This window comes from Streptomyces sp. NPDC001920 (assembly GCF_053594495.1).
The window spans coordinates 165,906-187,440 of sequence record NZ_JBSFEP010000013.1 but is presented as its reverse complement, the minus strand read 5'-3'; the positions used below and the strand labels follow the sequence as shown (position 1 = coordinate 187,440).

The window sequence follows — 21,535 nt, the reverse complement described above, 5'->3', positions numbered from 1 at the left end:
CCCGGTCACAGCCGCGCCCCCTTCAACGTCATGTGCAGCAGCAGCCGGTCCTCCCCGTCGTCCAGGTCCAGGCCCGTGAGCTGTTCGACGCGGGAGAGGCGGTAGTACAGGGTCTGGCGGTGGATGCCCAGTTCGGCGGCCGTACGGCCGGCCTGGCCCGCGCAGTCGAGGTAGATCTCGGCGGTGCGGGCGAGGTCGTGGTGGGCGGGGGCGAGGAGTGGCGCGACCGACGGGTCGCGCAGTCGCTCCGGAGGGAGGGAGGTCAGCAGGCGGTACGGCCCGATACGCGACCACTCGGCCACCGGCCCGAACCGCGGTTCCGCCAGCGCCGCGCGCGCCGCCGCCGACGCCTCCCGCCAGGCGGCGCCCAGACCGGTCAGCCCCGAACGGGCCTCGCCGACTCCGGCCGCGACCTGCGCCCGGCCCTGAGCGGGGGCGAACCCGTCCTTCAGCAACCGGGACGCCGTCGCCAGCGCCGCCGTCCTGACCTCGGGTGAGCGCAGCCGTACCAGCACGGCCAGGCTCTGCCCGGCCGCCCCCCACGGGACCGTGCACAGCGCGGTCGCGTGCGGCACGGTACGCACCGACGGAGCGTCGTCCGGGTCGGCCGAGAACCAGGGGGTCACGCAGACGACCGTATGGACGCCGTCGGCGCGTGCGCCCAGGGCCGTACGCAACTCGGCGATCGCCATGTCGCCCTGCCAGCCGGGCTCCGCCGTCAGCACGGCCCGCAGCTCCCGGCTCAGATCCGCCCCGTGCTGCGCCTCGTCGGCGAGCAGCGCGCCGATGCGGGTGGTCACCGCCATCGCCGCCGACAACTGCTGGTCGCCGGGGCCCGGATCGTCGTCGAGCAGCCAGACATAACCCAGCACGACACCCTTGTGGCGTACGGGCAGGCAGATGCGTCCGCGGTAGACCCCCGCCTCCGGGGTGGGCGGGATCCGCACCGGCCCGGTCGCGCGGGTGATGCCGAAGCCCTCGAACCACCGGCGCACCGCAGACGTGGAACGACGGGTCAGGATCGAGCGGGTGCGGACGGGGTCCAGGGCCGACGCGTCGAGTTCGCCCTCGCTGTCGTAGGCCCCGAAGGCGATCAGCTCGAAGTCCCGGTTCTCCAGGGTCGCGGGGACGCCCAGCAGCTCCGAGATCTCGTCGACCAGCTCCTGGTAGTCACCCCTGTGTTCCGACGTCACCCGGGCATTCTCCCGCATTTCCCCGGACCCTTCATACATCTGTCTGAGATCTGCGGCACGGATGCGTGACAGCTGTCGATGGCAGCCGTGCGGAGGGATCCTTAGGTTTCACGGTGGTTCTCCGTGCCGTACCCGGAACATCACCGATCGGGGTGTCGGCCGTCATGTGGCTGTGTTTGGGAGGTGCCCCGTGCTGGGTCCCGTGATTCTCGCCGCGTCGCGCAGCGACCGGATGCGACGCCTGATCTCGGCGGCACCGGTGACGAAACAGGTCGTCGACCGGTTCATCCCCGGTGAGGACGTCGACGACATCGTGCCGATCATCGAGGAGCTCACCGGCAAGGGCCTGGAGCTGACGATGGACGTCGTCGGCGAGGACATCACCCGCCCGGAGCAGGCCGAGGCCGCCCGGGACGCCTATCTGCGCCTCGTCGACCGGATCAAGGACCTCGAACTCGGTGAGCGCGTCGAGATGTCCGTCAAGCTGTCCATGTTCGGGCAGGCGCTGGACGGCGGCCACGAGCTGGCCCTCGCCAACGTCCGGCCCGTCGTCGAGGCCGCGGCCGCCATCGGTACGACGGTGACGCTCGACGCGGAGGACCACACCACCCTCGACTCGATGTTCGCCATCCACGAGGACCTGCGGAAGGACTTCCCGCAGACCGGCTGCGTCATCCAGGCCTACCTGTTCCGCACCGAGGCCGACGCCCGCCGCCTCGCCGCGAGCGGCAGCCGCGTGCGGCTGGTGAAGGGCGCCTACAAGGAGCCCGCCGAGGTCGCCCACCAGAACAAGCACGAGATCGACCGGGCGTACGTCAGAATCCTGCGGATTCTGATGGAGGGCGACGGGTATCCGATGATCGGCTCCCACGACCCGCGGCTGATCTCCATCGCCCAGGAGCTCGCCCGGCGCGCCGGGCGCAAGCTGGACGAGTACGAGTTCCAGATGCTGTACGGCATCCGCAGCGACGAGCACCTGCGCCTCGCCGCCGAGGGCCACCGCATGCGCGTCTACACGGCCTACGGAACCGACTGGTACGGCTACTTCATGCGCAGGCTCGCCGAGAAGCCCGCCAACCTGCGGTTCTTCCTCCGCTCCATGGTCAGCAAGGGCTGAGCCCGACCCAACGGCTCGAAAACACACCGCTCAGTAAGGAGTTACGGAACACATGGACGCTGTGACCCAGGTCCCCACCCCCGTCAACGAGCCGGTGCACGGCTACGCCCCCGGCTCGCCCGAGCGGGCCCGGCTGGAGACCAAGCTCAAGGAGCTCGCCGAGAACCCGATCGACCTGCCCTGCACCATCGGCGGCGAGAAGCGGATGGGCGGCGGCGAGCGCTTCGACGTCGTGCAGCCGCACAACCACAAGGCCCGCCTCGGCACCTACGGCAACGCCACCCGGCAGGACGCCCAGGACGCCATCGACGCGGCCCTCGCCGCCGCGCCGGCCTGGCGCGCGATGTCCTTCGACGACCGTGCCGCGATCATCCTGCGCGCCGCCGAGCTGCTGGCCGGCCCGTGGCGCGAGACGCTGGCCGCCTCCACCATGCTCGGCCAGTCCAAGACGGCTCAGCAGGCCGAGATCGACACGCCCTGCGAGCTGGTCGACTTCTGGCGCTTCAACGTCAAGTACGCCCGTGACCTGCTCGCCGAGCAGCCCCCGGCCAACTCGCCGGGCGTGTGGAACCGCCTCGACCACCGCCCGCTGGAGGGCTTCGTCTACGCGATCACGCCGTTCAACTTCACGGCGATCGCGGGCAATCTGCCCACCGCCCCCGCCCTGATGGGCAACGTCGTCGTCTGGAAGCCGTCCCCGACGCAGACCCACGCCGCCGTGCTGCTCATGCAACTGCTTGAGGAGGCCGGTCTGCCCAAGGGCGTCATCAACCTCGTCACCGGTGACGGCATCGAGGTCTCCGAGGTCGCCCTGAACCACCGCGACCTCGCCGGTATCCACTTCACCGGCTCGACCAAGACCTTCCAGTACCTGTGGAAGACGGTCGGCAACAACATCGAGAAGTACCGCTCCTACCCGCGCATCGTCGGCGAGACCGGCGGCAAGGACTTCGTCGTCGCCCACCCGAGCGCCGACAAGGCGATCCTGAAGACGGCCCTGACCCGCGGTGCCTTCGAGTACCAGGGCCAGAAGTGCTCGGCGACCTCCCGGGCGTACATCCCGGCGTCGATCTGGAACTCCGGCTTCAAGGAGGAGTTCGCCGCCGAGGTCGACTACCTCACCATGGGTGACGTCACCGACCTGTCGAACTTCATCGGTGCCGTCATCGACGAGCGTGCCTTCGCCAAGAACAAGGCCGCCATCGACCGAGCCAAGTCCGACCCGAGCTGCACGATCGTCGCGGGCGGCTCCTACGACGACTCGGTCGGCTGGTTCGTGCGCCCGACCGTCGTCGAGTGCACCGACCCGGAGAACGAGGTCTTCACCACCGAGTACTTCGGCCCGTTCCTCGCCGTGCACGTCTACGAGGACGACAAGTACGACGAAATGCTCGACCAGATGGAGTCGGTGTCCGCCTACGCGCTGACCGGCTCGGTCATCGCGAGCGACCGCGCGGCGGCGGCGCACACCATGGAGAAGCTGCGCTACGCGGCGGGCAACTTCTACATCAACGACAAGTCGACCGGCGCCGTCGTCGGCCAGCAGCCCTTCGGCGGCGGCCGTGCCTCGGGCACCAACGACAAGGCCGGCGCCCCGCAGAACCTGATGCGCTGGACGCTGACCCGCGCCATCAAGGAGACGCTGGTCCCGCCGACCGACTACACCTACCCGCACATGGGCTGACATCCCCACGCGCCCTCGGAAGGCCGGGTCCCGAACGGGCCCGGCCTTCTCGCGGTGCGGGCGGACTACTCGGCGATCTCCGTCCGCTCCCACCACTCGTACACCGGCAGCCTGCCCTGTGCCGTGTCCGTATGCCGTTCCGTCGGCCTGAAGTGCTCGTATCCGCCGCGCAGCTTGATCTTCGCGTCCGGGCCGGGGGACGGGGTCGCGACGATCCGTTCGGGCAGGTCGTCGGGGCCGCCCTCGAGGAACACTTTCGACGTGTCGTTCATGGGTTCACCGCTTCCCCTCGTCCGGGCCCGGTGTCCCGTGCCCCGCGCAGGATCAGCCGAGTGGGCGATCCCGTCGATACTGGTCGGATGACCGCACCCTCCTGCGCCCTCACCCCGCGCACCGCCCACACCGCCGACCTCACCCCCGACGAACTGCGCGCGATCCGCGCCCTGTTGGACGACGCCTTCGACGGCGACTTCTCCGACGAGGACTTCGACCACGCACTCGGCGGCATGCACGTCCTGGTCCACGACGAGGCGGGGCGGCTCGTCGCGCACGGTGCGGTGGTCATGCGGCGGGTGCGGCACCGGGACCGGTGGCTGCGGGTCGGTTACGTCGAGGCGGTCGCCGTACGGTCCGACGCGCGGCGGACCGGGCTCGGCGGACTGGTGATGGCCGAGCTGGAGCGGGTGATCGACCGGGCGTACGACGCCGGGATGCTGTCCGCGAGCGACGAGGGGGCCGCGCTGTACGCCGCCCGCGGCTGGCAGGTGTGGAGCGGGCGGGTCTGCGCGCTGGGCCTGCAGGGTGTCGTGCGGTTGCCGGACGAGGAGGGGAGCACGTTCGTCAGGCCCGCCCTGGCCGGTCGGCCGGACCCCGCGTTCGAGCTGGTCTTCGACTGGCGGGACGGTGACGTCCTCTGACGGGGTGACCCTCAAAAGCGCAGGTCAGGGATGTGTGACCCAGTCCACCGTCTCAGATAGTAGGAAGTCCGAGTAATTGTGGAGACAGACCCGCTCTCCTCCCTTAGCTTTGTAGGAGCCGAACGTCTCGCTCGATCAAGCGAATGGCGGTCGTGAGCCGGGCCCCGTGCAGGCAACCCCTGCGGCACCGCTCCCCGCCCAACCGGCGTCTCGTAACCCCTTTCCGCACTCCCGGTTCTGTCGAAGGAGTCGATTTCCCATGGCCGAGACGACCGCCCGCCGTCGAGTCCGTCACCTCTCCCGCACGAGCGACAACGACCGCAAGAACGCCGCCGCCGCCCTCCAGCGCGCCCTCGACCGCAGGGACAACGGCGGAGTCACCGGCCACCAGGCCGCCTGACCCCCGTCACCCGAGCCCTGTAACGCCCACAAGCCGGGAGCCGCACCCGCTCGGGGTGCGGCGCGGGGTCATGCTCCGCGCCGCACCTCGAAATGGTCGATGCGCTCGCCGCTCCGCGTCAGCGCCGACACCTTCAGACGAGGCCGCGCGCCGCTCACCGCCTCCACCGAGAGGAACGAGAAGCCCCGGTAGCGCACGCGCGACCACTGAACGCTCTCCGGCTTCGTCTCGCGCGACCTGGTCCACCGGAAGGTGTCGACCGACTCCCGCTCGCTCACGTGCCCCTCGTAGCTCTCCTCGACGCCCACGGGGAAGCCGTACAGCTCCTTGCCCCCGCCGCCGGCCGTGACGTACACGATCCCGTCCCGCGTCGGATCGGTGGCCGAGCCGATCGGCACCTGCGCCCCCACCTCGCCGTTCTTGATGGCGTCCGTGCGCTCGTAGACGTGGTTGTGCCCGTTGATCACCAGGTCCACCTGGTGCCGGGCGAACAGCGGCACCCACTGCGCGCGCACCCCGCCGTCGGAGGCGTGCGAGGACGTCGAGTACGCGCAGTGATGGAAGTAGACGACGACGAAGTCGACGTCCCGTGCCGCCCGCAGCTGACCGAGCCGCTCGTCCAGCCACTTCGTCTGCCGGCCGTCGGTGTGGCCGCGGTTGGCGGGGATCTCGTACGACACGTCGTTCGCGTCCAGCGCCACGAAGCCGACGTTGCCGTAGGTGAAGGAGTAGGCGCCCGGCGCCGTCCGGGCGTCGAAGCCGCTGTCCGGCAGGGACCAGCGGGCCAGCTGTCCGCCGTAGCCCTCCGGCGAGTACCAGGCCTCCATGTCGTGGTTGCCGGTCGTCACCATCCACGGCACCGACCTGGCCACCGACTCGGTCTGCCTGAGGTACAGGTCCCAGAAGCCGGGGTCGTAGCCGTCCGACTCCTTGCCCAGGCCCTTGGCGTCGGCGTAGCAGATGTCGCCGGCGTGCAGGTGGAACGCCGGGTCACGGCGCAGCAGGACGTGCTCGTTGGCCGCCGCGGCCTCGCTGACGCCCTGGTCGCCGAAGGCCGTGAAGGTGAAGGTCTCCGGGGTGGCGGGAGCGGTGCGGAAGGAGGTGATCGTCGAGCGGTGCCGCGGGGCGGCCGGGTCGAAGCCGTCGTGACCCACGCCGTAGTAGTACGTCGTGCCGGGGCGCAGGGCGTCCAGGGCGGCATGGACGTAGTACTGCTCCAGTGCCGCGCGCACGCCCCGCAGTTCCGGGGTGTGCAGCGCACGGACCTCGGCCTCGATCCGGCGGCCGAGGTCGTCCGGGCGCAGACCGATCCGGACGAACGGCCGCCGCACCGCGGCCGGCACCTGCCAGGAGATCCGCATCTGCGTCCTGGGGTCGGCGCCGAAGGCGAGATGGCGGCCGAACGGCGTGACGACCGAGCCCGGCACCCGGGACGCGGACCTCGAAGGACCGGGCGCCGAGCCCGGCCCGGAACCGGAGCAGCCCGTCAGCAGGCCGCCCGCCACCGCGCCCGCGGTCACCAGGGTGCGGCGCCTGGTCAGTCTCGACCGCAGGTACTCGTGCTGTTCCGCCATGCTCATCCGGCGGGCGAGCTGCGGGGGGATGCCGAAGTCGGGAAGGTCCATGGGGAGGAACTTCCCAGCGGAGGCCAACACCCGCCGGACGTACGGGTGAACGGCAGCCGACGCCCAGACGCCGTCCCCCGTCCGGCTGTCCGTATCGCGGACACCGCATGTCATCCCATGGGACGAGGAGTAGGGTGCCGACATGTCTCGCAGCATCAATCTCGCAGTGATCCCCGGTGACGGCATCGGGCAGGAAGTCGTGGCCGAAGGCCTCAAGGTCCTCTCCGCCGTCCTCCCGCAGGATGTGAAGCTGGAGACCAAGGAGTACGACTTCGGCGCCAAGCGCTACCACGCCACCGGTGAGACCCTCACCGACGCCGACCTCGACGCACTGAAGAAGCACGACGCGATCCTGCTCGGCGCGATCGGCGACCCGTCCGTGCCGTCCGGCGTCCTGGAGCGCGGCTTCCTGCTCAAGCTCCGCTTCGCCTTCGACCACCACGTCAACCTGCGGCCCTCGAAGCTGCTGCCGGGTGTCGCCACCCCGCTCGCCGGTGAGCCGTCCATCGACTTCGTCGTGGTCCGCGAGGGCACCGAGGGCCCGTACACCGGCAACGGCGGCACGATCCGCAAGGGCACGCCCCACGAGGTCGCCACCGAGGTCTCCGTCAACACGGCCTACGGCGTCGAGCGCGTGGTCCGTGACGCCTTCGCCCGCGCCCAGGCCCGCCCGCGCAAGAAGCTCGCGCTCATCCACAAGAACAACGTGCTGACCTTCGCCGGTCATCTGTGGACGAACGTCTTCAACGAGGTGGCCGAGGAGTTCCCCGAGGTCACCACCGAGTACATGCACGTCGACGCGGCGACCATCTACCTGGTCACGCAGCCCGAGCGCTTCGACGTCATCGTCACCGACAACCTCTTCGGCGACATCATCACCGACCTCGCCGCGGCCGTCTCCGGCGGCATCGGCGTCGCCGCGAGCGGCAACATCAACCCGAGCGGCGAGTTCCCGTCCATGTTCGAGCCCGTCCACGGCTCGGCCCCGGACATCGCCGGCCAGGGCAAGGCCGACCCGAGCGCCACGGTCCTGTCCGTCGCCCTGCTGCTGCGGCACCTCGGCTACGACGGCGAGGCCGCCCGCATCGAGGAGGCCGTCTCGGCCGACCTCGCCGAGCGCACCGGCAAGCCCGCCCGCAGCACGTCGGAGATCGGTGACGCGCTGGCCGTACGAGTAGCCGGCTGACCCGCCGCGCCTCACTCACCTCGAAGCCGCCGGGTCACTCGCACCCCGGCGGCTTCCCCATGTCCGCCGCCGGGTGCCACTATCGACCCCTGGGTCGCGATTCACGCCGATCACGCCGATTTCTTCCGCGGCTGCCGCTTGCGATAATCGAACGCGGAGCCGCCGAATGAGGGAATGCTCGGACGTCCTAGCACTGGACACCGACAGTACTGGCGTGAGCGCGGCCCGCCACAACCGAACCGGTGAAGGACACCTACTCATGACGACGCCCACGATCGAGCTCAAGCCTTCCGCCAGCCCGCTCGCCGCCGCAGACCGCGAGGCGATCCTGGCCGACCCCGGGTTCGGCCGCCACTTCACCGACCACATGGTGACGATCAAGTGGACCGAAGGCCGCGGCTGGCACGACGGCCAGCTCGTGCCGTACGCGCCGATCTCCCTCGACCCGGCCACCATGGTCCTGCACTACGCGCAGGAGATCTTCGAGGGCCTGAAGGCCTACCGCCAGCCCGACGGCACGGTCGCCACCTTCCGCCCGGAGAAGAACGCCACCCGCTTCCAGGCGTCAGCCCGCCGGCTCGGCATGCCCGAGCTGCCGGTGGAGACCTTCATCGAGGCGTGCGACGCGCTGGTGAAGCAGGACGAGGCCTGGGTGCCGGCGCACGGCGGCGAGGAGTCCCTCTACCTGCGCCCGTTCATGTTCGCGACCGAGGTCGGCCTGGGCGTGAAGCCCGCCGGCGAGTACCTGTTCATGGTCATCGCCTCCCCGGCCGGCGCCTACTTCCCCGGCGGCGTGAAGCCGGTCTCCATCTGGGTCTCCGAGGACCACGTCCGTGCCGTGCCCGGCGGCATGGGTGACGCCAAGACCGGCGGCAACTACGCCGCGTCCCTGCTCGCCCAGGCGGAGGCGGCGGCCGAGGGCTGCGCCCAGGTCTGCTACCTGGACGCGGTGGAGCGCAAGTGGGTCGAGGAACTCGGCGGCATGAACCTGTACTTCGTGTACGGCGACAAGATCATCACCCCGTCCCTCACCGGCTCCATCCTGGAGGGTGTCACCCGGGACTCCCTCCTGTCCGTCGCCCGTGACCTCGGTTACCGGGCGGAGGAGGGCCGCATCTCCGTCGACCAGTGGCAGCGCGACTCGGAGAACGGCACCCTGACCGAGGTCTTCGCCTGCGGCACGGCCGCGGTCATCACCCCGGTCGGCACGGTCAAGCGCACGGGCGCCCAGTGGCAGCAGAGCGGCGGAGAGCCCGGCGAAGTGACCCTCAGGCTTCGCCAGGCGCTCCTCGACATCCAGCGCGGCAAGGCCGAGGACAAGCACGGCTGGATGCACACGCTGGGCTAACGCTCGGCCGTGACCGCCAGGGCCGCCGTGGACTCCGCGTCCGCGGCGGCCCTCTCGCGTGCCGGTGCACGGTCACCGGTCGTCAGCAGCGCGTACGCCACACCGCCCACCAGCCCCGACAGCAGGAAGCTGCAGTCCACGCCGGCCGTCAGGGCCAGCAGGGGCCCCTCGTACCACGGCAGCGCGACCGCGGCCACGCCGATCACCGCGCCCAGCGCCCAGGACGCCGTCGCCCGGATGTTCCAGCCGCCGCGGTACCAGTAGATCCCGCCGCGGGCCCGGCGGTTGAACACCTGGAGCGCCTCCGCGTCGTACGCGCCGCGGCAGCGCGCGAAGCCGATGAGGGTGATGACCGCCCACGGTGTCCCGATCGCCGTCAGCAGCAGGACGAACGACGTCATCGCGTCCTGGGCGCTGGAGGCGTAGTGGCCGACGAAGACGCACACCGTGGCCACGACCGCGACCGCGTACGTCGCCTTCGCGCGCGAGGCCCGCGGCACGATGGCGTCCAGGTCCAGGCCCATGGAGTAGAGCATCAGTCCGGCGTTGCCGACCGAGCCGGCCGAGGCGGCCAGGAGGAGCGGCAGCAGGTACCAGGTGGGGGAGGCGTCGACCAGCGGCCCCGCGTAGTCGAGGGCCGCGCGTGCCGCGTACGCCGTGAAGGTGCCGAACAGCTGCGGGACCAGCAGCCCCAGGAGCAGGCCGAGCCATGTGGCGTGCAGGACCCGGCGGGAGGAGTGGCGGGCCGGTGAGATGTAGCGGGTGTAGTCGCCGAGCAGGGTGATGAAGGCGATCGGCCCCGAAAGGCCCGCGGCCACCGTCGCCAGCAGCCAGGTCGGCCAGAAGCCGCCCAGCAGATGGCCGCCCGCCTCCGGCAGCGCGGCGGTCGTGAAGTCGGGGGCGTAGGCGAACACGCCGAGGACCAGCAGTGCCGTCATGCCGATCGCCAGGACCCGGGACATGGCGAGCAGGACGCGGTAGCCGTACACCGCTCCGGCGACGGTCGCGGCGGCGAGGAGGGCGTAGACGAGGCCGTACGACACGTCGTTCGCCGGGGTGCCGAGCAGCCGGCCCAGGACGCTCACCATCACGTCGCCGCCGATCCAGATGGTCAGCGCGGAGTAGCCGAGCGCCAGCAGCAGGCCGACGACCGAGCCGACCAGCCGGCCCCGCACCCCGAACTGGGCGCCGGAGGACGTGGACAGGTTGGTCGCGGTGCGCAGGGAGATCAGGGCCAGCGGGGCGGTGAGGGCCGTACCGGCCAGGGTTCCCACCACGATCGAGCTGACCGACGCCCACCAGTCCAGGCCGAACGACGGCGGCAGCCAGCCGAAGACGATCACTCCTAGGCAGAGGTTCGAGCCCAGCAGGATCGCGACGAGGTCCCGTGGGCCGCTCGTGCGTTCCTCCTCGGGGACGGTGTCGACTCCGCGCTGTTCCATCGGCATGGCAGGTCTCCTTCGATCGGCCGCCAGGGTTAGAGCGACGTTCAATGTGGGGGATCCCGATGGCTGAGTCAACACTTCGCTTCTGAGGGATTCGTGTTTAGAGTGATGCTCTAATCTGGGAGAGGCAAGGAGGTGCCCACCGCATGAGACTGACCCCCACGGAACGTGACCGGCTGCTGCTCTTCGGAGCCGCCGAGCTGGCCCGTGCCCGCCGTGCACGCGGTCTGCGGCTCAATGTGCCGGAGGCCACCGCGCTGATCGCGGACACGGTGTGCGAGGCCGCCCGCGACGGCGCCCGGCTGGCCGAGGCCGTCGAGCGCGCCCGTGGCGTGCTCGGCCCGGACGACGTGCTGCCGGGCGTCGCCGACGTGGTCACCGAGGTGCATGTCGAGGCGGTCTTCGACGACGGTTCACGGCTCGCGGTCGTCAGCGACCCGATCGGGGGTGGCCTCGGCGACGGGGCGCCGGGCGCTGTGCTGCCGGGGCCCGAGCACGCCGAGCCGGAGGCCGCCGTACGTCTGACGGTCACCAACACCGCCACCGTGCCGGTCTCCGTCACCTCCCACTTCCATTTCTTCGAGGCCAACCCGCGCCTGGACTTCGCGCGGGAGAAGGCCTACGGGACGCGGCTGGCCGTACCGGCAGGGTCGTCGGTGCGGTTCGGGCCGGGGGAGAGCGTCGAGGTCGGGCTCGTGCCCATCGGGGGCGACCGGATCGCGATCGGGTTCGCCGGTCTGGTCGACGGGGCGCTGGACGCCCCCGGCGCCCGAGAGGAGGCGCTGCGCCGCGCCGCCGCCTGCGGCTACCTCGGCGTCACCAGGACAACTGCTGATCAGGAGGCCGAGCGATGAGCCGTCCAGGAGGACACCCCGCCGAGGCCCGCCGCCTCACCCCGTACGAGTACGCCGCCACCCACGGCCCGCGCGCCGGTGACCGCGTCCGGCTCGGCGACTCGGGCCTGACGATCCGCGTCGAGTCCGACTCCCAGCGCCACGGCGACGAGTTCCTCGCCGGGTTCGGCAAGACCGCCCGGGACGGGCTGCACCTCAAGGCGGCCGCCGTCCGCGAGACCTGTGACGTCGTCATCAGCAACGTGGTGGTGATCGACGCGGCGCTCGGGATCCGGAAGGTCTCGATCGGGATCAGGCAGGGACGGATCTGCTCCCTCGGGCGGGCCGGAAACCCCGACACCCTCGACGGCGTCGACGTCGTCGTCGGCACCGGGACCTCGATCGTGTCCGGCGAGGGGCTCATCGCCACCGCCGGGGCCGTCGACACCCACGTCCACCTGCTGTCGCCACGTGTCATGGAGGCGTCGCTCGCCTCGGGGGTGACCACGATCATCGGCCAGGAGTTCGGTCCGGTGTGGGGTGTCGGCGTCAACTCGCCGTGGGCGCTGCGGCACGCGTTCGGCGCATTCGACGCCTGGCCGGTCAACATCGGCTTCCTGGGCCGCGGTTCGTCGTCCTCCTCGGCGCCCCTGGTCGAGGCCCTCGCCGAGGGCGGCGCTTGTGGCTTCAAGGTGCACGAGGACATGGGCGCCCACACCCGGGCGCTGGACACGGCGTTGCGCGTCGCCGAGGAGCACGATGTCCAAGTCGCGCTGCACAGCGACGGGTTGAACGAGTGCCTGTCGGTCGAGGACACCCTCCGTGTCCTGGAGGGCCGCACCATCCACGCCTTCCACATCGAGGGCTGCGGCGGCGGACACGTCCCGAACGTGCTGAAGATGGCCGGTGTCCCGAACGTCATCGGCTCCTCCACCAACCCCACCCTGCCCTTCGGCCGGGACGCCGTCGCCGAGCACTACGGCATGATCGTCTCCGTCCACGACCTCAAGACCGACCTGCCCGGCGACGCCGCCATGGCCCGCGACCGCATCCGCGCCGGAACCATGGGCGCCGAGGACGTGCTGCACGACCTGGGCGCGATCGGCATCACCTCGTCCGACGCGCAGGGCATGGGACGGGCGGGGGAGACGGTCCGCCGTACGTTCGCCATGGCCGGGAAGATGAAGGCCGAACTCGGCGCCCCGGACGCCGACCACGACAACGAGCGAGTCCTGCGCTACCTGGCCAAGCTGACCATCAACCCGGCCATCGCGCACGGCCTCGCGCACGAGGTGGGCTCGATCGAGGTCGGCAAGCTGGCCGACATCGTGCTGTGGCGGCCGGAGTACTTCGGCGCCAAACCGCAGCTGGTGCTCAAGGCGGGCTTCCCGGCGTACGGGGTGGTCGGCGACCCGGGCGCCGCCACCGACACGTGCGAACCCCTCGTCCTCGGACCGCAGTTCGGGGCGTACGGGGCCGCGCCCGCCGACCTCTCGGTCGCCTTCGTCGCGCAGGCGGCCGTCGACCGGGGCGGTGACTCGATGCCCACCCGCCGCCGCAGGGTCGCCGTGCGCGGCACGCGCGGCATCGGGCCCGCCGACCTGCGCCTGAACTCCCGAACCGGAGCGGTCGACGTGGACCAGCGCACCGGGCTGGTCACCCTCGACGGAGAGCCGCTGCGCTCCGAACCCGCCGAGTCCGTCTCCCTCAACCGTCTGTACTTCCTGTAAATGCCACAGCCTGTGAGGATCACTGATGTCCGCTGCCGCCGACGGCTTCCGCATGCCCGCCGAATGGACCCCGCACGAACGCACCTGGATGGCGTGGCCGGGTCCGAACGCGACGTTCGACGACCCCGGGGAACTCGCCGCCTCCCGTCTGGCCTGGGCCTCGGTCGCCCGTGCCGTCCGCCGTTTCGAACCGGTGACGGTGGTGTGCGGCCCGGGACAGTCCGAGGAGGCCCGGACGCTGCTCGGACCGGGTGTCGACACGGTCGAACGGGACCTCGACGACGCCTGGATGCGCGACATCGGCCCCACCTTCCTGACCGACGGCAAGGGCCAACTCGCCGCCGTCGACTGGACCTTCAACGGCTGGGGCGGCCAGGACTGGGCCCGCTGGGAGCACGACGCGAAGATCGCCGCGTACGTGTCCGACCTCGCGGGGTCGACGAAGACCTACGCCTCTGACCTCGTCAACGAAGGCGGCGCCATCCACGTGGACGGCGAGGGCACGGTCCTGCTCACAGAGACCGTCCAGCTCGGCCCCGAGCGCAACCCGCACTGGACGCGCGAGCGTGTCGAGGCGGAGATCCACGCCATGCTCGGCACCCGCAAGGCGATCTGGCTGCCGCGCGGCCTCACCGGCGACTACCCCCCGTACGGCTTCGGCACCCTCGGCCATGTCGACATCGTCGCGGCCTTCGCCCGCCCCGGTGTGGTGGTGGCCCACCACCAGCCGGACCCGGCCCACCCCGACCACGAGGTGACCAGGGAGGTCATCGGCGTCCTGAAGTCGGCGACGGACGCGCGCGGGCGCCGCCTGGAGGTCGTCGAGGTGCCCGCCCCGACCGTCCTGGAGGCCGACGGGCACTGGGCCGACTACTCCTACATCAACCACTACCTCTGCAACGGCGGCGTGGTGCTGTGCGGCTTCGACGACCCGCGCGACGAGATCGCGGCCGGGATCTTCCGCCGGCTCTTCCCCGAGCGGACGGTGACCTTGGTCGACGCGCGGACGATCTTCGCCGGCGGGGGCGGCATCCACTGCATCACTCAGCAGCAGCCGAGGGCCGGGGTCAGGTAGAACGTACGGGTGAACGTACTGCTCTGCGCCACCCGCGGAACACGGCTGACCGAGCCGGTCCGGCTCGACGAGATGCCCGAGGCCCCGCATCCGCGGGTGAAGGCCGCCCGGTGAGCACCCGCCGCCGCACTCCCGCCCCGCCCCGCGAGGACGTCCTCGCCGCCGCCATGCGGATGATCGCCGAGCGCGGTCTGGAGAAGCTCACCATGGCGGCGCTCGGCCGTGAGGTGGGGATGAGCAGCGGGCATCTCCTCTACTACTTCCACTCCAAGGACGAACTGCTGCTTCAGGCCCTGGAGTGGAGCGAGGGCCGGCTCGGCGCCGAGCGCGGGCGGCTGCTGACGCGGGTGTCCGCCACGGTGCGCGAGCGGATCGAGGCGTACGTCGACCTGTACGTCCCCGATGGCCACCGCGACCCGCACTGGACGCTCTGGCTGGAGGTCTGGAACCGCTCGCAGAACGCCGACGACGACGGCCGCGACCGCCAGGCCGCCATCGAGGGCGCCTGGCACCGGGACCTGGTGGCGCTGCTGGCGGAGGGGGTGTCGAGGGGGGAGTTCCGGCCGGTGGACCCGGACCGGTTCGCATCCCGGCTGCGGGCGCTGCTCGACGGCTTCTCCATCCATGTGGCCATCGGTCTGCGTGGCACGGACCGGGCGCAGGTCCTGCGCCACGTACGGGAGTTCCTGGACGAAAGCCTCCTCGCGGACGCCTGAGCCCACGCCCTGGTTGTACACAAAATGCTCGCATCCTGAGACGGACGGTGAGCACGCGGGTGACTTGTGCCAGACTGCCCCCGTGCTCTCGTTCGCCATGATTATTGGCAGCAGGCGCGCCGGTCCGCAGTGACCGCCACGTACGACCAGGTACGGGTGGACACCGTCGTCCTCGACCCGCGCGCAGACCTCTCGCACCCGCGAGAGGTTTTTCTGTTTCCCGGCCCACCCGCAGCCGGGCGGAGAGCGTGAGGGACCATAGGTGGGGGCGGTGGAACCGGTCATTCCGGTAGACCGAGATCCAACACAGGAGCCTTGTGACCATGTCGGTATCCAGCGAGCTCGACGATTCGTTCCACGTCTTCGACACCACCCTGCGCGACGGCGCCCAGCGGGAGGGCATCAACCTCACCGTCGCCGACAAGCTGGCCATCGCCCGTCACCTGGACGACTTCGGCGTGGGCTTCATCGAGGGCGGCTGGCCCGGCGCCAACCCGCGCGACACAGAGTTCTTCGCGCGTGCCCAGCAGGAGATCGACTTCCGGCACGCCCAGTTGGTCGCCTTCGGCTCCACCCGCCGCGCGCATGCCAAGGCCGCCGACGACCCGCAGGTCAAGGCCCTGCTGGACTCCGGTGCCCCGGTGATCACGCTGGTCGCGAAGTCCCATGACCGGCATGTCGAGCTGGCCCTGCGCACCTCGCTGGACGAGAACCTGGAGATGGTCCGCGACACGGTGTCGTACCTGCGCGAGCAGGGGCGCCGGGTCTTCGTCGACTGCGAGCACTTCTTCGACGGCTACCGCGCCAACCCCGAGTACGCTAAGTCCGTCGTCCGTGCCGCCTCCGAGGCCGGCGCCGACGTGGTCATCCTCTGCGACACCAACGGCGGCATGCTCCCCGCCCAGGTCCAGGCGGTCGTCGCCACCGTCCTGGCCGACACCGGCGCCCGGCTCGGCATCCACGCCCAGGACGACACCGGCTGCGCGGTGGCGAACACGCTCGCCGCCGTCGACGCCGGCGCCACCCACGTCCAGTGCACGGCCAACGGCTACGGCGAGCGCGTCGGCAACGCCAACCTGTTCCCGGTGGTGGCGGCTCTGGAGCTGAAGTACGGCAAGAAGGTCCTCCCCGACGGCCACCTGCGGGAGATGACCCGTATCTCGCACGCCATCGCCGAGGTCGTCAACCTCACGCCCTCCACGCACCAGCCGTACGTCGGTGTCTCCGCCTTCGCGCACAAGGCCGGACTGCACGCCTCCGCGATCAAGGTCGACCCGGACCTGTACCAGCACATCGACCCCGAGCTGGTCGGCAACACGATGCGCATGCTGGTCTCCGACATGGCGGGCCGCGCCTCCGTGGAGTTGAAGGGCAAGGAGCTCGGCATCGACCTGGGCGGCGACCGCGAGCTGGTCGGGCGGGTGGTCGAGCGGGTCAAGGAGCGGGAGCTGGCGGGCTACACCTACGAGGCCGCGGACGCCTCGTTCGAGCTGCTGCTGCGCACCGAGGTCGAGGGCAAGCCGCTGAAGTACTTCGACGTGGAGTCCTGGCGCGCGATCGTCGAGGACCGTCCCGACGGCACCCACGCCAACGAGGCCACCGTCAAGCTCTGGGCCAAGAGCGAGCGCATCGTGGCCACGGCGGAGGGCAACGGCCCGGTCCACGCCCTCGACCGCGCCCTGCGGGTCGCCCTGGAGAAGATCTACCCCCAGCTCGCCAAGCTGGACCTCGTCGACTACAAGGTCCGCATCCTGGAGGGCGTCCACGGTACCCAGTCCACCACCCGCGTCCTGATCTCCACGTCCGACGGGACCGGGGAGTGGTCGACGGTCGGCGTCGCCGACAACGTGATCGCGGCGTCCTGGCAGGCCCTGGAGGACGCGTACACGTACGGGCTGCTGCGGGCCGGGGTGTCTCCGGCGCAGTAGTCCGAACGGCCCTCGCGCCGCCCCCGGGCCTCTCGCCCACGGCACAGTGGAGCCATGGACGACAGGGAAAGCGACGCCACGCACTTCCTCGCCCGGGGTCAGGTGGCGACCCGGCTGCCCGCCCAGGACCTGGCACGGGCGCGGCGCTTCTACTCCGAGAAGCTGGGGCTGGAGCCCGTCGACGAACGGCCGGGCGGGCTGCTGTACCGCTGCGGCGGCACCGAGTTCGCCGTGTACCTGTCGACGGGCGCCTCTCCCGGCACCTTCACCCAGATGGGCTGGCAGGTCGAGGACGTCGAGGCGGTCGTCGCCGAACTCGGCCGGCGCGGCATCGAGTTCGAGGAGGTGGACGTACCCGGGCTGCGCACGGTCGACGGCATCGCCGACGTCGAGGGCCACTACCCGAGCAAGGGCCACCGCGGCGAACGCGCCGCCTGGTTCCACGACAGCGAGGGCAACCTCCTGGGCATCGGTCAGCCGTACACCTGACCCAAAGCCGTCGTACGAGCGGGGAGGGGCCCGGCACGAGCGGTGCCGCCTGCGGATTCCGCCCACCGGTAACGGTTCGTTCGTCCCGTCCATCAGGTAGCGTCGAGGGTATGAGGACTCCGCTGTTCCGGGGCCTCATGCGCTCGCTGATCGTGCCGGTCGTCGCCGCCGCGGCGGTGCTGACGGCCGGTGCGCCCGGCGCACATGCGGCCACGGACCTTTCCCAGGTCGCCGAGGCGCTGCGCGAGGGTCCCGTCTACGTGGACCCCGCCGCCTCGGACCAGTTGTCGTCGGCGGACGCCGAAGCGCTCGCCGACAAGATCAAGGACGCCGACAAGCCGGTCTTCGTCGCCGTTCTCCCGGCTGATCAGCCGACCCAGAACCTCCTGCTGAACCTCCGCACGCAGACCGGTGTCACGGGTCTGTACGGTGTCCGCGTCGGTGATCGCTTCGACGCGGCGGCGGACTCCGCGGTGCTGTCCGAGCAGGCGGTGGACAACCTGGTCGCGTCGGTGCAGAGCGCCGGCGACCCCAAGGCCCAGTTGAACGACTTCGTCGACGCGGCGCTGCGCAACGTGGGCGGCACCGCACCCGCCAGTTGGAGCGACGGCGGGGGCGGCGGCGTGGACGCCGGTGGCCTGATCGCCGCGGGCGCGGTGCTGGCGGCGGGCGGCGCGGGCGCGTACGCGCTGGTGCGGCGCAACCGGCGCCGCCACGAGGAGGAGCAGCGGGCGGCGCTGGAGAAGCTGCGGGTCGTCGTGGACGAGGACATCACCGCCTTCGGCGAGGAACTGGACCGACTGGACTTCCATCCGGCCGAACCCGGTGCCGACGACGCCATGCGCGCGGACTACGAGCGTGCCCTGGACTCCTACGAACAGGCGAAACGGCTGATGGACGGGGCGCGCAGACCCGAGGACGTCAAGGCCGTCACCCAGGCCCTGGCGGACGGCCGCTTCTCCCTCACCCAGCTGGCCGCCCGCCGGGAGCACCGGCCCCTGCCGGAGCGCCGGCCGCCCTGCTTCTTCGACCCGCGCCACGGTCCGGCGGTGGCCGACGAGACCTGGACGCCGCCCTCCGGCACCGCGCGCGAGGTCCCGGTCTGCGCGGCCGACCGCACCCGGCTGGCCGAGGGCCGCGACCCCGTGGTCCGCGAGGTCGACACGGAGTACGGCCGCCGCCCGTACTGGGACGCCGGTCCCGCCTACGGGCCGTGGGCGGGAGGCTACTTCGGCGGCGGCATCCTCCCCGGCCTGCTCATCGGCACGATGCTGGGCTCCATGATGGCCGCCCCCGCCTACGCCGCCGACTACGGCGCGGGCTACGGCTACTCGGGCTACGAAGGCGGTGACGTCTCCGGCGCGGACTTCGACAGCGGGGACTTCGGCGGTGGATCCGACGGCGGAGGCTTCGGGGGCGGGGACTTCGGCGGCGGCTTCGACGGCGGAGGGTTCTGACCGGCCTCCACAGCGAGCAGATCGCCCATGGCGGACGCCGCGGACGCGGCACGGGCCCGGCGTCCTCGGACGCCGGGCCCGTGGTTACCGGCGGGTCGAAGCGCCCGCGCGGTCGCAGAGTCACAAAGCGGCTCAGAGAGAGGACGCCGCCGAGGCGATCTGGGAGGCGAAGGTCGAGACCTCCGTGTAGACGCCCGGAGCGTTCGGACGGGCGCAGCCTATGCCCCAGCTGACGATGCCCACCTGGATCCAGGCGTTGTTGGCGTCGCGGCGGAACATCGGGCCGCCGGAGTCGCCCTGGCAGGTGTCGACGCCGCCCGACGGGAAGCCGGCGCAGATCTCCTCGTTGGCGACGAGGCCGCTGTAGCCGCTGTAGGAACGGCACTGGGCGTCGCTGACGAACGGCACGGTGGCCTTGAGCATGTAGCGCTGCTGGGCCCCGCCCTCACGGTTCGCGCCCCAGCCGGCCACGGTGAAGGTGCCGGTGTTGTACTGCGTGGTGGTGGCGATCTTCAGCGTCGGCAGGTTGATCGGCTGGGCGAGCTTGATGAGGGCCCAGTCCTTGCCGGTGCCGTTGTAGCCGGGGGCCCGGTACACGTACGTGGAGCGGACCTGGACCCGGCCGCTGGTGGACTGCAGGTCCACGACGCCGGCGGTGGCGGTGATGCTGGTGGTGGGGCCGGTCGCGCCCACGCAGTGCGCGGCGGTGAGCACGATCTGCTGGGTGTACAGCGCGCCGCCGCAGCCCATGGAGAGCCGGACCATGAACGGGAACTCGCCCTGCGTGGCACGGGTTCCGCCGACGACGCGCGTGTCGGCCTGCGCTGCCGAGACGGGCTGAAGGCTGACGATCGCCAGAGCGGCTGCGCCGAGGACCGCGCATCTCTTGAGCGCGGTGAGTAGCTTCTTCAACGTGATGCCTTCCGTGGGGGGTTGGACATACGAACGTGAGAGCGCTGAGATGTCAGGGGCATGTCACGCAAGGGGAGTGAGAGAGGCGAGAGCCCTCTCGTCGTGACATGCGCCGGTCAAGTGTGTTGCTGGATTATCGGAATTCTGTGCGGGTCCGGACAAGGGGCCAATTCAGGCCACGACCGTTCAGGGCAGGGTCCGTCGAGCCGCGCGGCGCCGCCTCGGACTCTCGGGCTCTCGGGCTCTCGGCCCCTCCCCGGTTTTGGCCTGGCACATAGGACAGGATCTGACCTGTATCCGGCCTAGCGTGCCCGTATGGCCTCCTCCGACGACACCCCGTCCCTCGCCTTCGCGTCGACCGCCGCTCTCGACGCCTGGCTGACGGCCCACCCCGCCCCGCACCCCGGCCTCTGGGTGGAGATCGCCAAGAAGGGCTCGGGGATCCGGTCCGTCACCGCCGCCGAGGTCAACGACGTGGCGCTGTGTCATGGCTGGATCACGGGACAGCGCAAGGGCCTGGACGCGTCGTCCTATCTGCAGCGGATCACGCCACGTCGGCCCGGCAGCCTGTGGTCGATGGTCAATGTGCGGCGCGTGGCGGAACTGACCGCCGAGGGGCGCATGCGTCCGGCGGGTCTCGCCGAGGTGGCGGCGGCCCGGGCGGACGGGCGCTGGCAGGCGGCGTACGAGTCGCAGAGCAGGGCAGAGGCCCCGGACGAGCTGGCCGCGGCGCTGAAGAGGGACCCGGCTGCGGCGGCCGCCTTCGACGCGCTGGGCCGGACCGAGCGCTACCAGGTCATGCTCGGTCTGCTGCGGGCCCGGACCCCGCGCGGCCGGGAGAGGCGGGTCGCCGCGATCCTGCGGGAACTGACGAGGCGCCGGTGAGCCGAGGGCTCGCCGGCGCCGTCGTCGAAGGGCGCGAAGGGTTCACGCGTTCCTGATCGCCGAGATGTCGAAGTTCAGCTTGATCTTGTCCGAGACCAGCACGCCGCCCGTCTCCAGAGCCGCGTTCCAGGTCAGGCCCCATTCGGAGCGCAGGAGCTGCGCCTTGCCCTCGAAGCCGACGCGCTCGTTGCCGAAGGGGTCCTTCGCGGCGCCGTTGAACTCCAGGTCGATGGTGATCGGCTTCGTGGTGCCGAGGATCGTCAGATCGCCGGTGATGCGGAAGTCGTCGCCACCGAGGGACTCCGCCCCGGTGGAGCGGAACGTCATCGTCGGGAACTCGTCCGTCCTGAAGAAGTCCGCGCTCTTGAGGTGGCCGTCGCGGTCCGCGGAGCCGGTGTCGATGCTGTCCATCTTGACGTCGATGGACGCCGAGGACGCCGACGGATCGGCGCCGTCCAGGTGCAGCGAACCGCTGAAGTCGAGGAACTTGCCCTTGACGTTGGTGACCATCGCGTGCCGGACGGTGAAGCCGATCGTGGAGTGGGCCGCGTCGATCGTGTAGTCGCCGGTCAGGGGGGTCAGGTCGGTGTTCATG

20 protein-coding genes are annotated in these 21,535 nt (G+C 71.0%); 14 read left to right on the top strand and 6 right to left on the bottom strand.

Features of this window, described 5'->3' with window-relative positions; translation table 11 throughout:
- Window positions 1–5 precede the first annotated feature (5 nt).
- Complete coding sequence (locus tag ACWCPI_RS23435; protein WP_451039930.1) at window positions 6–1,211, bottom strand: PucR family transcriptional regulator; 1,206 nt, start codon at window positions 1,209–1,211, stop codon at window positions 6–8.
- A gap of 172 nt (window positions 1,212–1,383) precedes the next feature.
- On the opposite strand from ACWCPI_RS23435, the gene ACWCPI_RS23430 reads away from it, so the two are divergent.
- Both ACWCPI_RS23430 and pruA read left to right on the top strand, forming a co-directional pair.
- Complete coding sequence (locus ACWCPI_RS23430) at window positions 1,384–2,310, top strand: proline dehydrogenase family protein (RefSeq protein ID WP_451039929.1); 927 nt, start codon at window positions 1,384–1,386, stop codon at window positions 2,308–2,310.
- A 52-nt stretch (window positions 2,311–2,362) separates the two neighbouring features.
- Complete coding sequence (gene pruA / locus ACWCPI_RS23425; RefSeq protein WP_451039928.1) at window positions 2,363–3,994, top strand: L-glutamate gamma-semialdehyde dehydrogenase; 1,632 nt, start codon at window positions 2,363–2,365, stop codon at window positions 3,992–3,994.
- Window positions 3,995–4,059: 65 nt separating this feature from the next.
- Here pruA and ACWCPI_RS23420 read toward each other — a convergent pair whose 3' ends face one another.
- Window positions 4,060–4,266 carry a DUF5988 family protein gene (locus tag ACWCPI_RS23420; protein ID WP_451039927.1) on the bottom strand — a complete coding sequence of 69 codons (207 nt, stop codon included), beginning with the start codon at window positions 4,264–4,266 and terminating at the stop codon, window positions 4,060–4,062.
- An 87-nt stretch (window positions 4,267–4,353) separates the two neighbouring features.
- Here ACWCPI_RS23420 and ACWCPI_RS23415 point away from each other — a divergent pair, with 87 nt between their 5' ends.
- Both ACWCPI_RS23415 and ACWCPI_RS23410 read left to right on the top strand, forming a co-directional pair.
- Window positions 4,354–4,911, top strand: coding sequence for a GNAT family N-acetyltransferase (locus ACWCPI_RS23415; RefSeq protein ID WP_451039926.1), 558 nt, complete (start codon window positions 4,354–4,356; stop codon window positions 4,909–4,911).
- A gap of 259 nt (window positions 4,912–5,170) precedes the next feature.
- A complete protein-coding gene (locus tag ACWCPI_RS23410; protein ID WP_451039925.1) occupies window positions 5,171–5,311 on the top strand; it encodes a hypothetical protein in 141 nt (46 codons plus the stop codon).
- A gap of 68 nt (window positions 5,312–5,379) precedes the next feature.
- On the opposite strand, the gene ACWCPI_RS23405 is transcribed toward ACWCPI_RS23410, so the two are convergent.
- On the bottom strand, window positions 5,380–6,936 hold the full coding sequence (locus ACWCPI_RS23405; protein WP_451039924.1) for a purple acid phosphatase family protein: 1,557 nt from the start codon (window positions 6,934–6,936) through the stop codon (window positions 5,380–5,382).
- Between the two features lie 142 nt (window positions 6,937–7,078).
- On the opposite strand from ACWCPI_RS23405, the gene ACWCPI_RS23400 reads away from it, so the two are divergent.
- A complete protein-coding gene (locus ACWCPI_RS23400) occupies window positions 7,079–8,122 on the top strand; it encodes a 3-isopropylmalate dehydrogenase (protein ID WP_451039923.1) in 1,044 nt (347 codons plus the stop codon).
- A gap of 259 nt (window positions 8,123–8,381) precedes the next feature.
- Window positions 8,382–9,470 carry a branched-chain amino acid aminotransferase gene (locus ACWCPI_RS23395; protein ID WP_451039922.1) on the top strand — a complete coding sequence of 363 codons (1,089 nt, stop codon included), beginning with the start codon at window positions 8,382–8,384 and terminating at the stop codon, window positions 9,468–9,470.
- On the opposite strand, the gene ACWCPI_RS23390 is transcribed toward ACWCPI_RS23395, so the two are convergent.
- Window positions 9,467–10,918, bottom strand: coding sequence for a cytosine permease (locus ACWCPI_RS23390; protein ID WP_451039921.1), 1,452 nt, complete (start codon window positions 10,916–10,918; stop codon window positions 9,467–9,469). The two genes, ACWCPI_RS23395 and ACWCPI_RS23390, sit on opposite strands and share 4 nt — an antisense overlap.
- A gap of 143 nt (window positions 10,919–11,061) precedes the next feature.
- Here ACWCPI_RS23390 and ureA point away from each other — a divergent pair, with 143 nt between their 5' ends.
- The 7 genes from ureA (at window position 11,062) to ACWCPI_RS23355 (ending at window position 19,143) form a co-directional block, all read left to right on the top strand.
- Window positions 11,062–11,769 carry an urease subunit gamma gene (ureA, locus tag ACWCPI_RS23385; protein WP_451039920.1) on the top strand — a complete coding sequence of 236 codons (708 nt, stop codon included), beginning with the start codon at window positions 11,062–11,064 and terminating at the stop codon, window positions 11,767–11,769.
- Window positions 11,766–13,478, top strand: a complete 1,713-nt coding sequence (locus ACWCPI_RS23380; protein ID WP_451039919.1) for an urease subunit alpha — start codon at window positions 11,766–11,768, stop codon at window positions 13,476–13,478. Before ureA ends, ACWCPI_RS23380 begins: the two co-directional genes overlap by 4 nt.
- A 25-nt stretch (window positions 13,479–13,503) precedes the next feature.
- On the top strand, window positions 13,504–14,553 hold the full coding sequence (locus tag ACWCPI_RS23375) for an agmatine deiminase family protein (RefSeq protein ID WP_451039918.1): 1,050 nt from the start codon (window positions 13,504–13,506) through the stop codon (window positions 14,551–14,553).
- Between the two features lie 167 nt (window positions 14,554–14,720).
- Window positions 14,721–15,269, top strand: a complete 549-nt coding sequence (locus ACWCPI_RS23370) for a TetR/AcrR family transcriptional regulator (RefSeq protein ID WP_451040017.1) — start codon at window positions 14,721–14,723, stop codon at window positions 15,267–15,269.
- A gap of 323 nt (window positions 15,270–15,592) precedes the next feature.
- Window positions 15,593–17,197 (top strand): citramalate synthase, encoded by a 1,605-nt coding sequence (gene cimA / locus ACWCPI_RS23365; RefSeq protein ID WP_451039917.1) that lies wholly within the window; start codon window positions 15,593–15,595, stop codon window positions 17,195–17,197.
- A gap of 54 nt (window positions 17,198–17,251) precedes the next feature.
- Window positions 17,252–17,686, top strand: a complete 435-nt coding sequence (locus tag ACWCPI_RS23360) for a VOC family protein (protein WP_451039916.1) — start codon at window positions 17,252–17,254, stop codon at window positions 17,684–17,686.
- 110 nt (window positions 17,687–17,796) lie between these two features.
- Entirely contained in the window at window positions 17,797–19,143 is a 1,347-nt protein-coding gene (locus ACWCPI_RS23355; RefSeq protein ID WP_451039915.1) for a hypothetical protein, read from the top strand.
- 132 nt (window positions 19,144–19,275) lie between these two features.
- On the opposite strand, the gene ACWCPI_RS23350 is transcribed toward ACWCPI_RS23355, so the two are convergent.
- Window positions 19,276–20,055: a S1 family peptidase gene (locus ACWCPI_RS23350; protein ID WP_388801029.1), complete on the bottom strand. Its 780-nt coding sequence runs from the start codon at window positions 20,053–20,055 to the stop codon at window positions 19,276–19,278.
- 315 nt (window positions 20,056–20,370) lie between these two features.
- Here ACWCPI_RS23350 and ACWCPI_RS23345 point away from each other — a divergent pair, with 315 nt between their 5' ends.
- Window positions 20,371–20,940 (top strand): YdeI/OmpD-associated family protein, encoded by a 570-nt coding sequence (locus ACWCPI_RS23345; protein ID WP_451039914.1) that lies wholly within the window; start codon window positions 20,371–20,373, stop codon window positions 20,938–20,940.
- 42 nt (window positions 20,941–20,982) lie between these two features.
- Here ACWCPI_RS23345 and ACWCPI_RS23340 read toward each other — a convergent pair whose 3' ends face one another.
- Window positions 20,983–21,534, bottom strand: a complete 552-nt coding sequence (locus tag ACWCPI_RS23340; protein ID WP_451039913.1) for a YceI family protein — start codon at window positions 21,532–21,534, stop codon at window positions 20,983–20,985.
- Between the last annotated feature and the right edge of the window lies 1 nt (window position 21,535).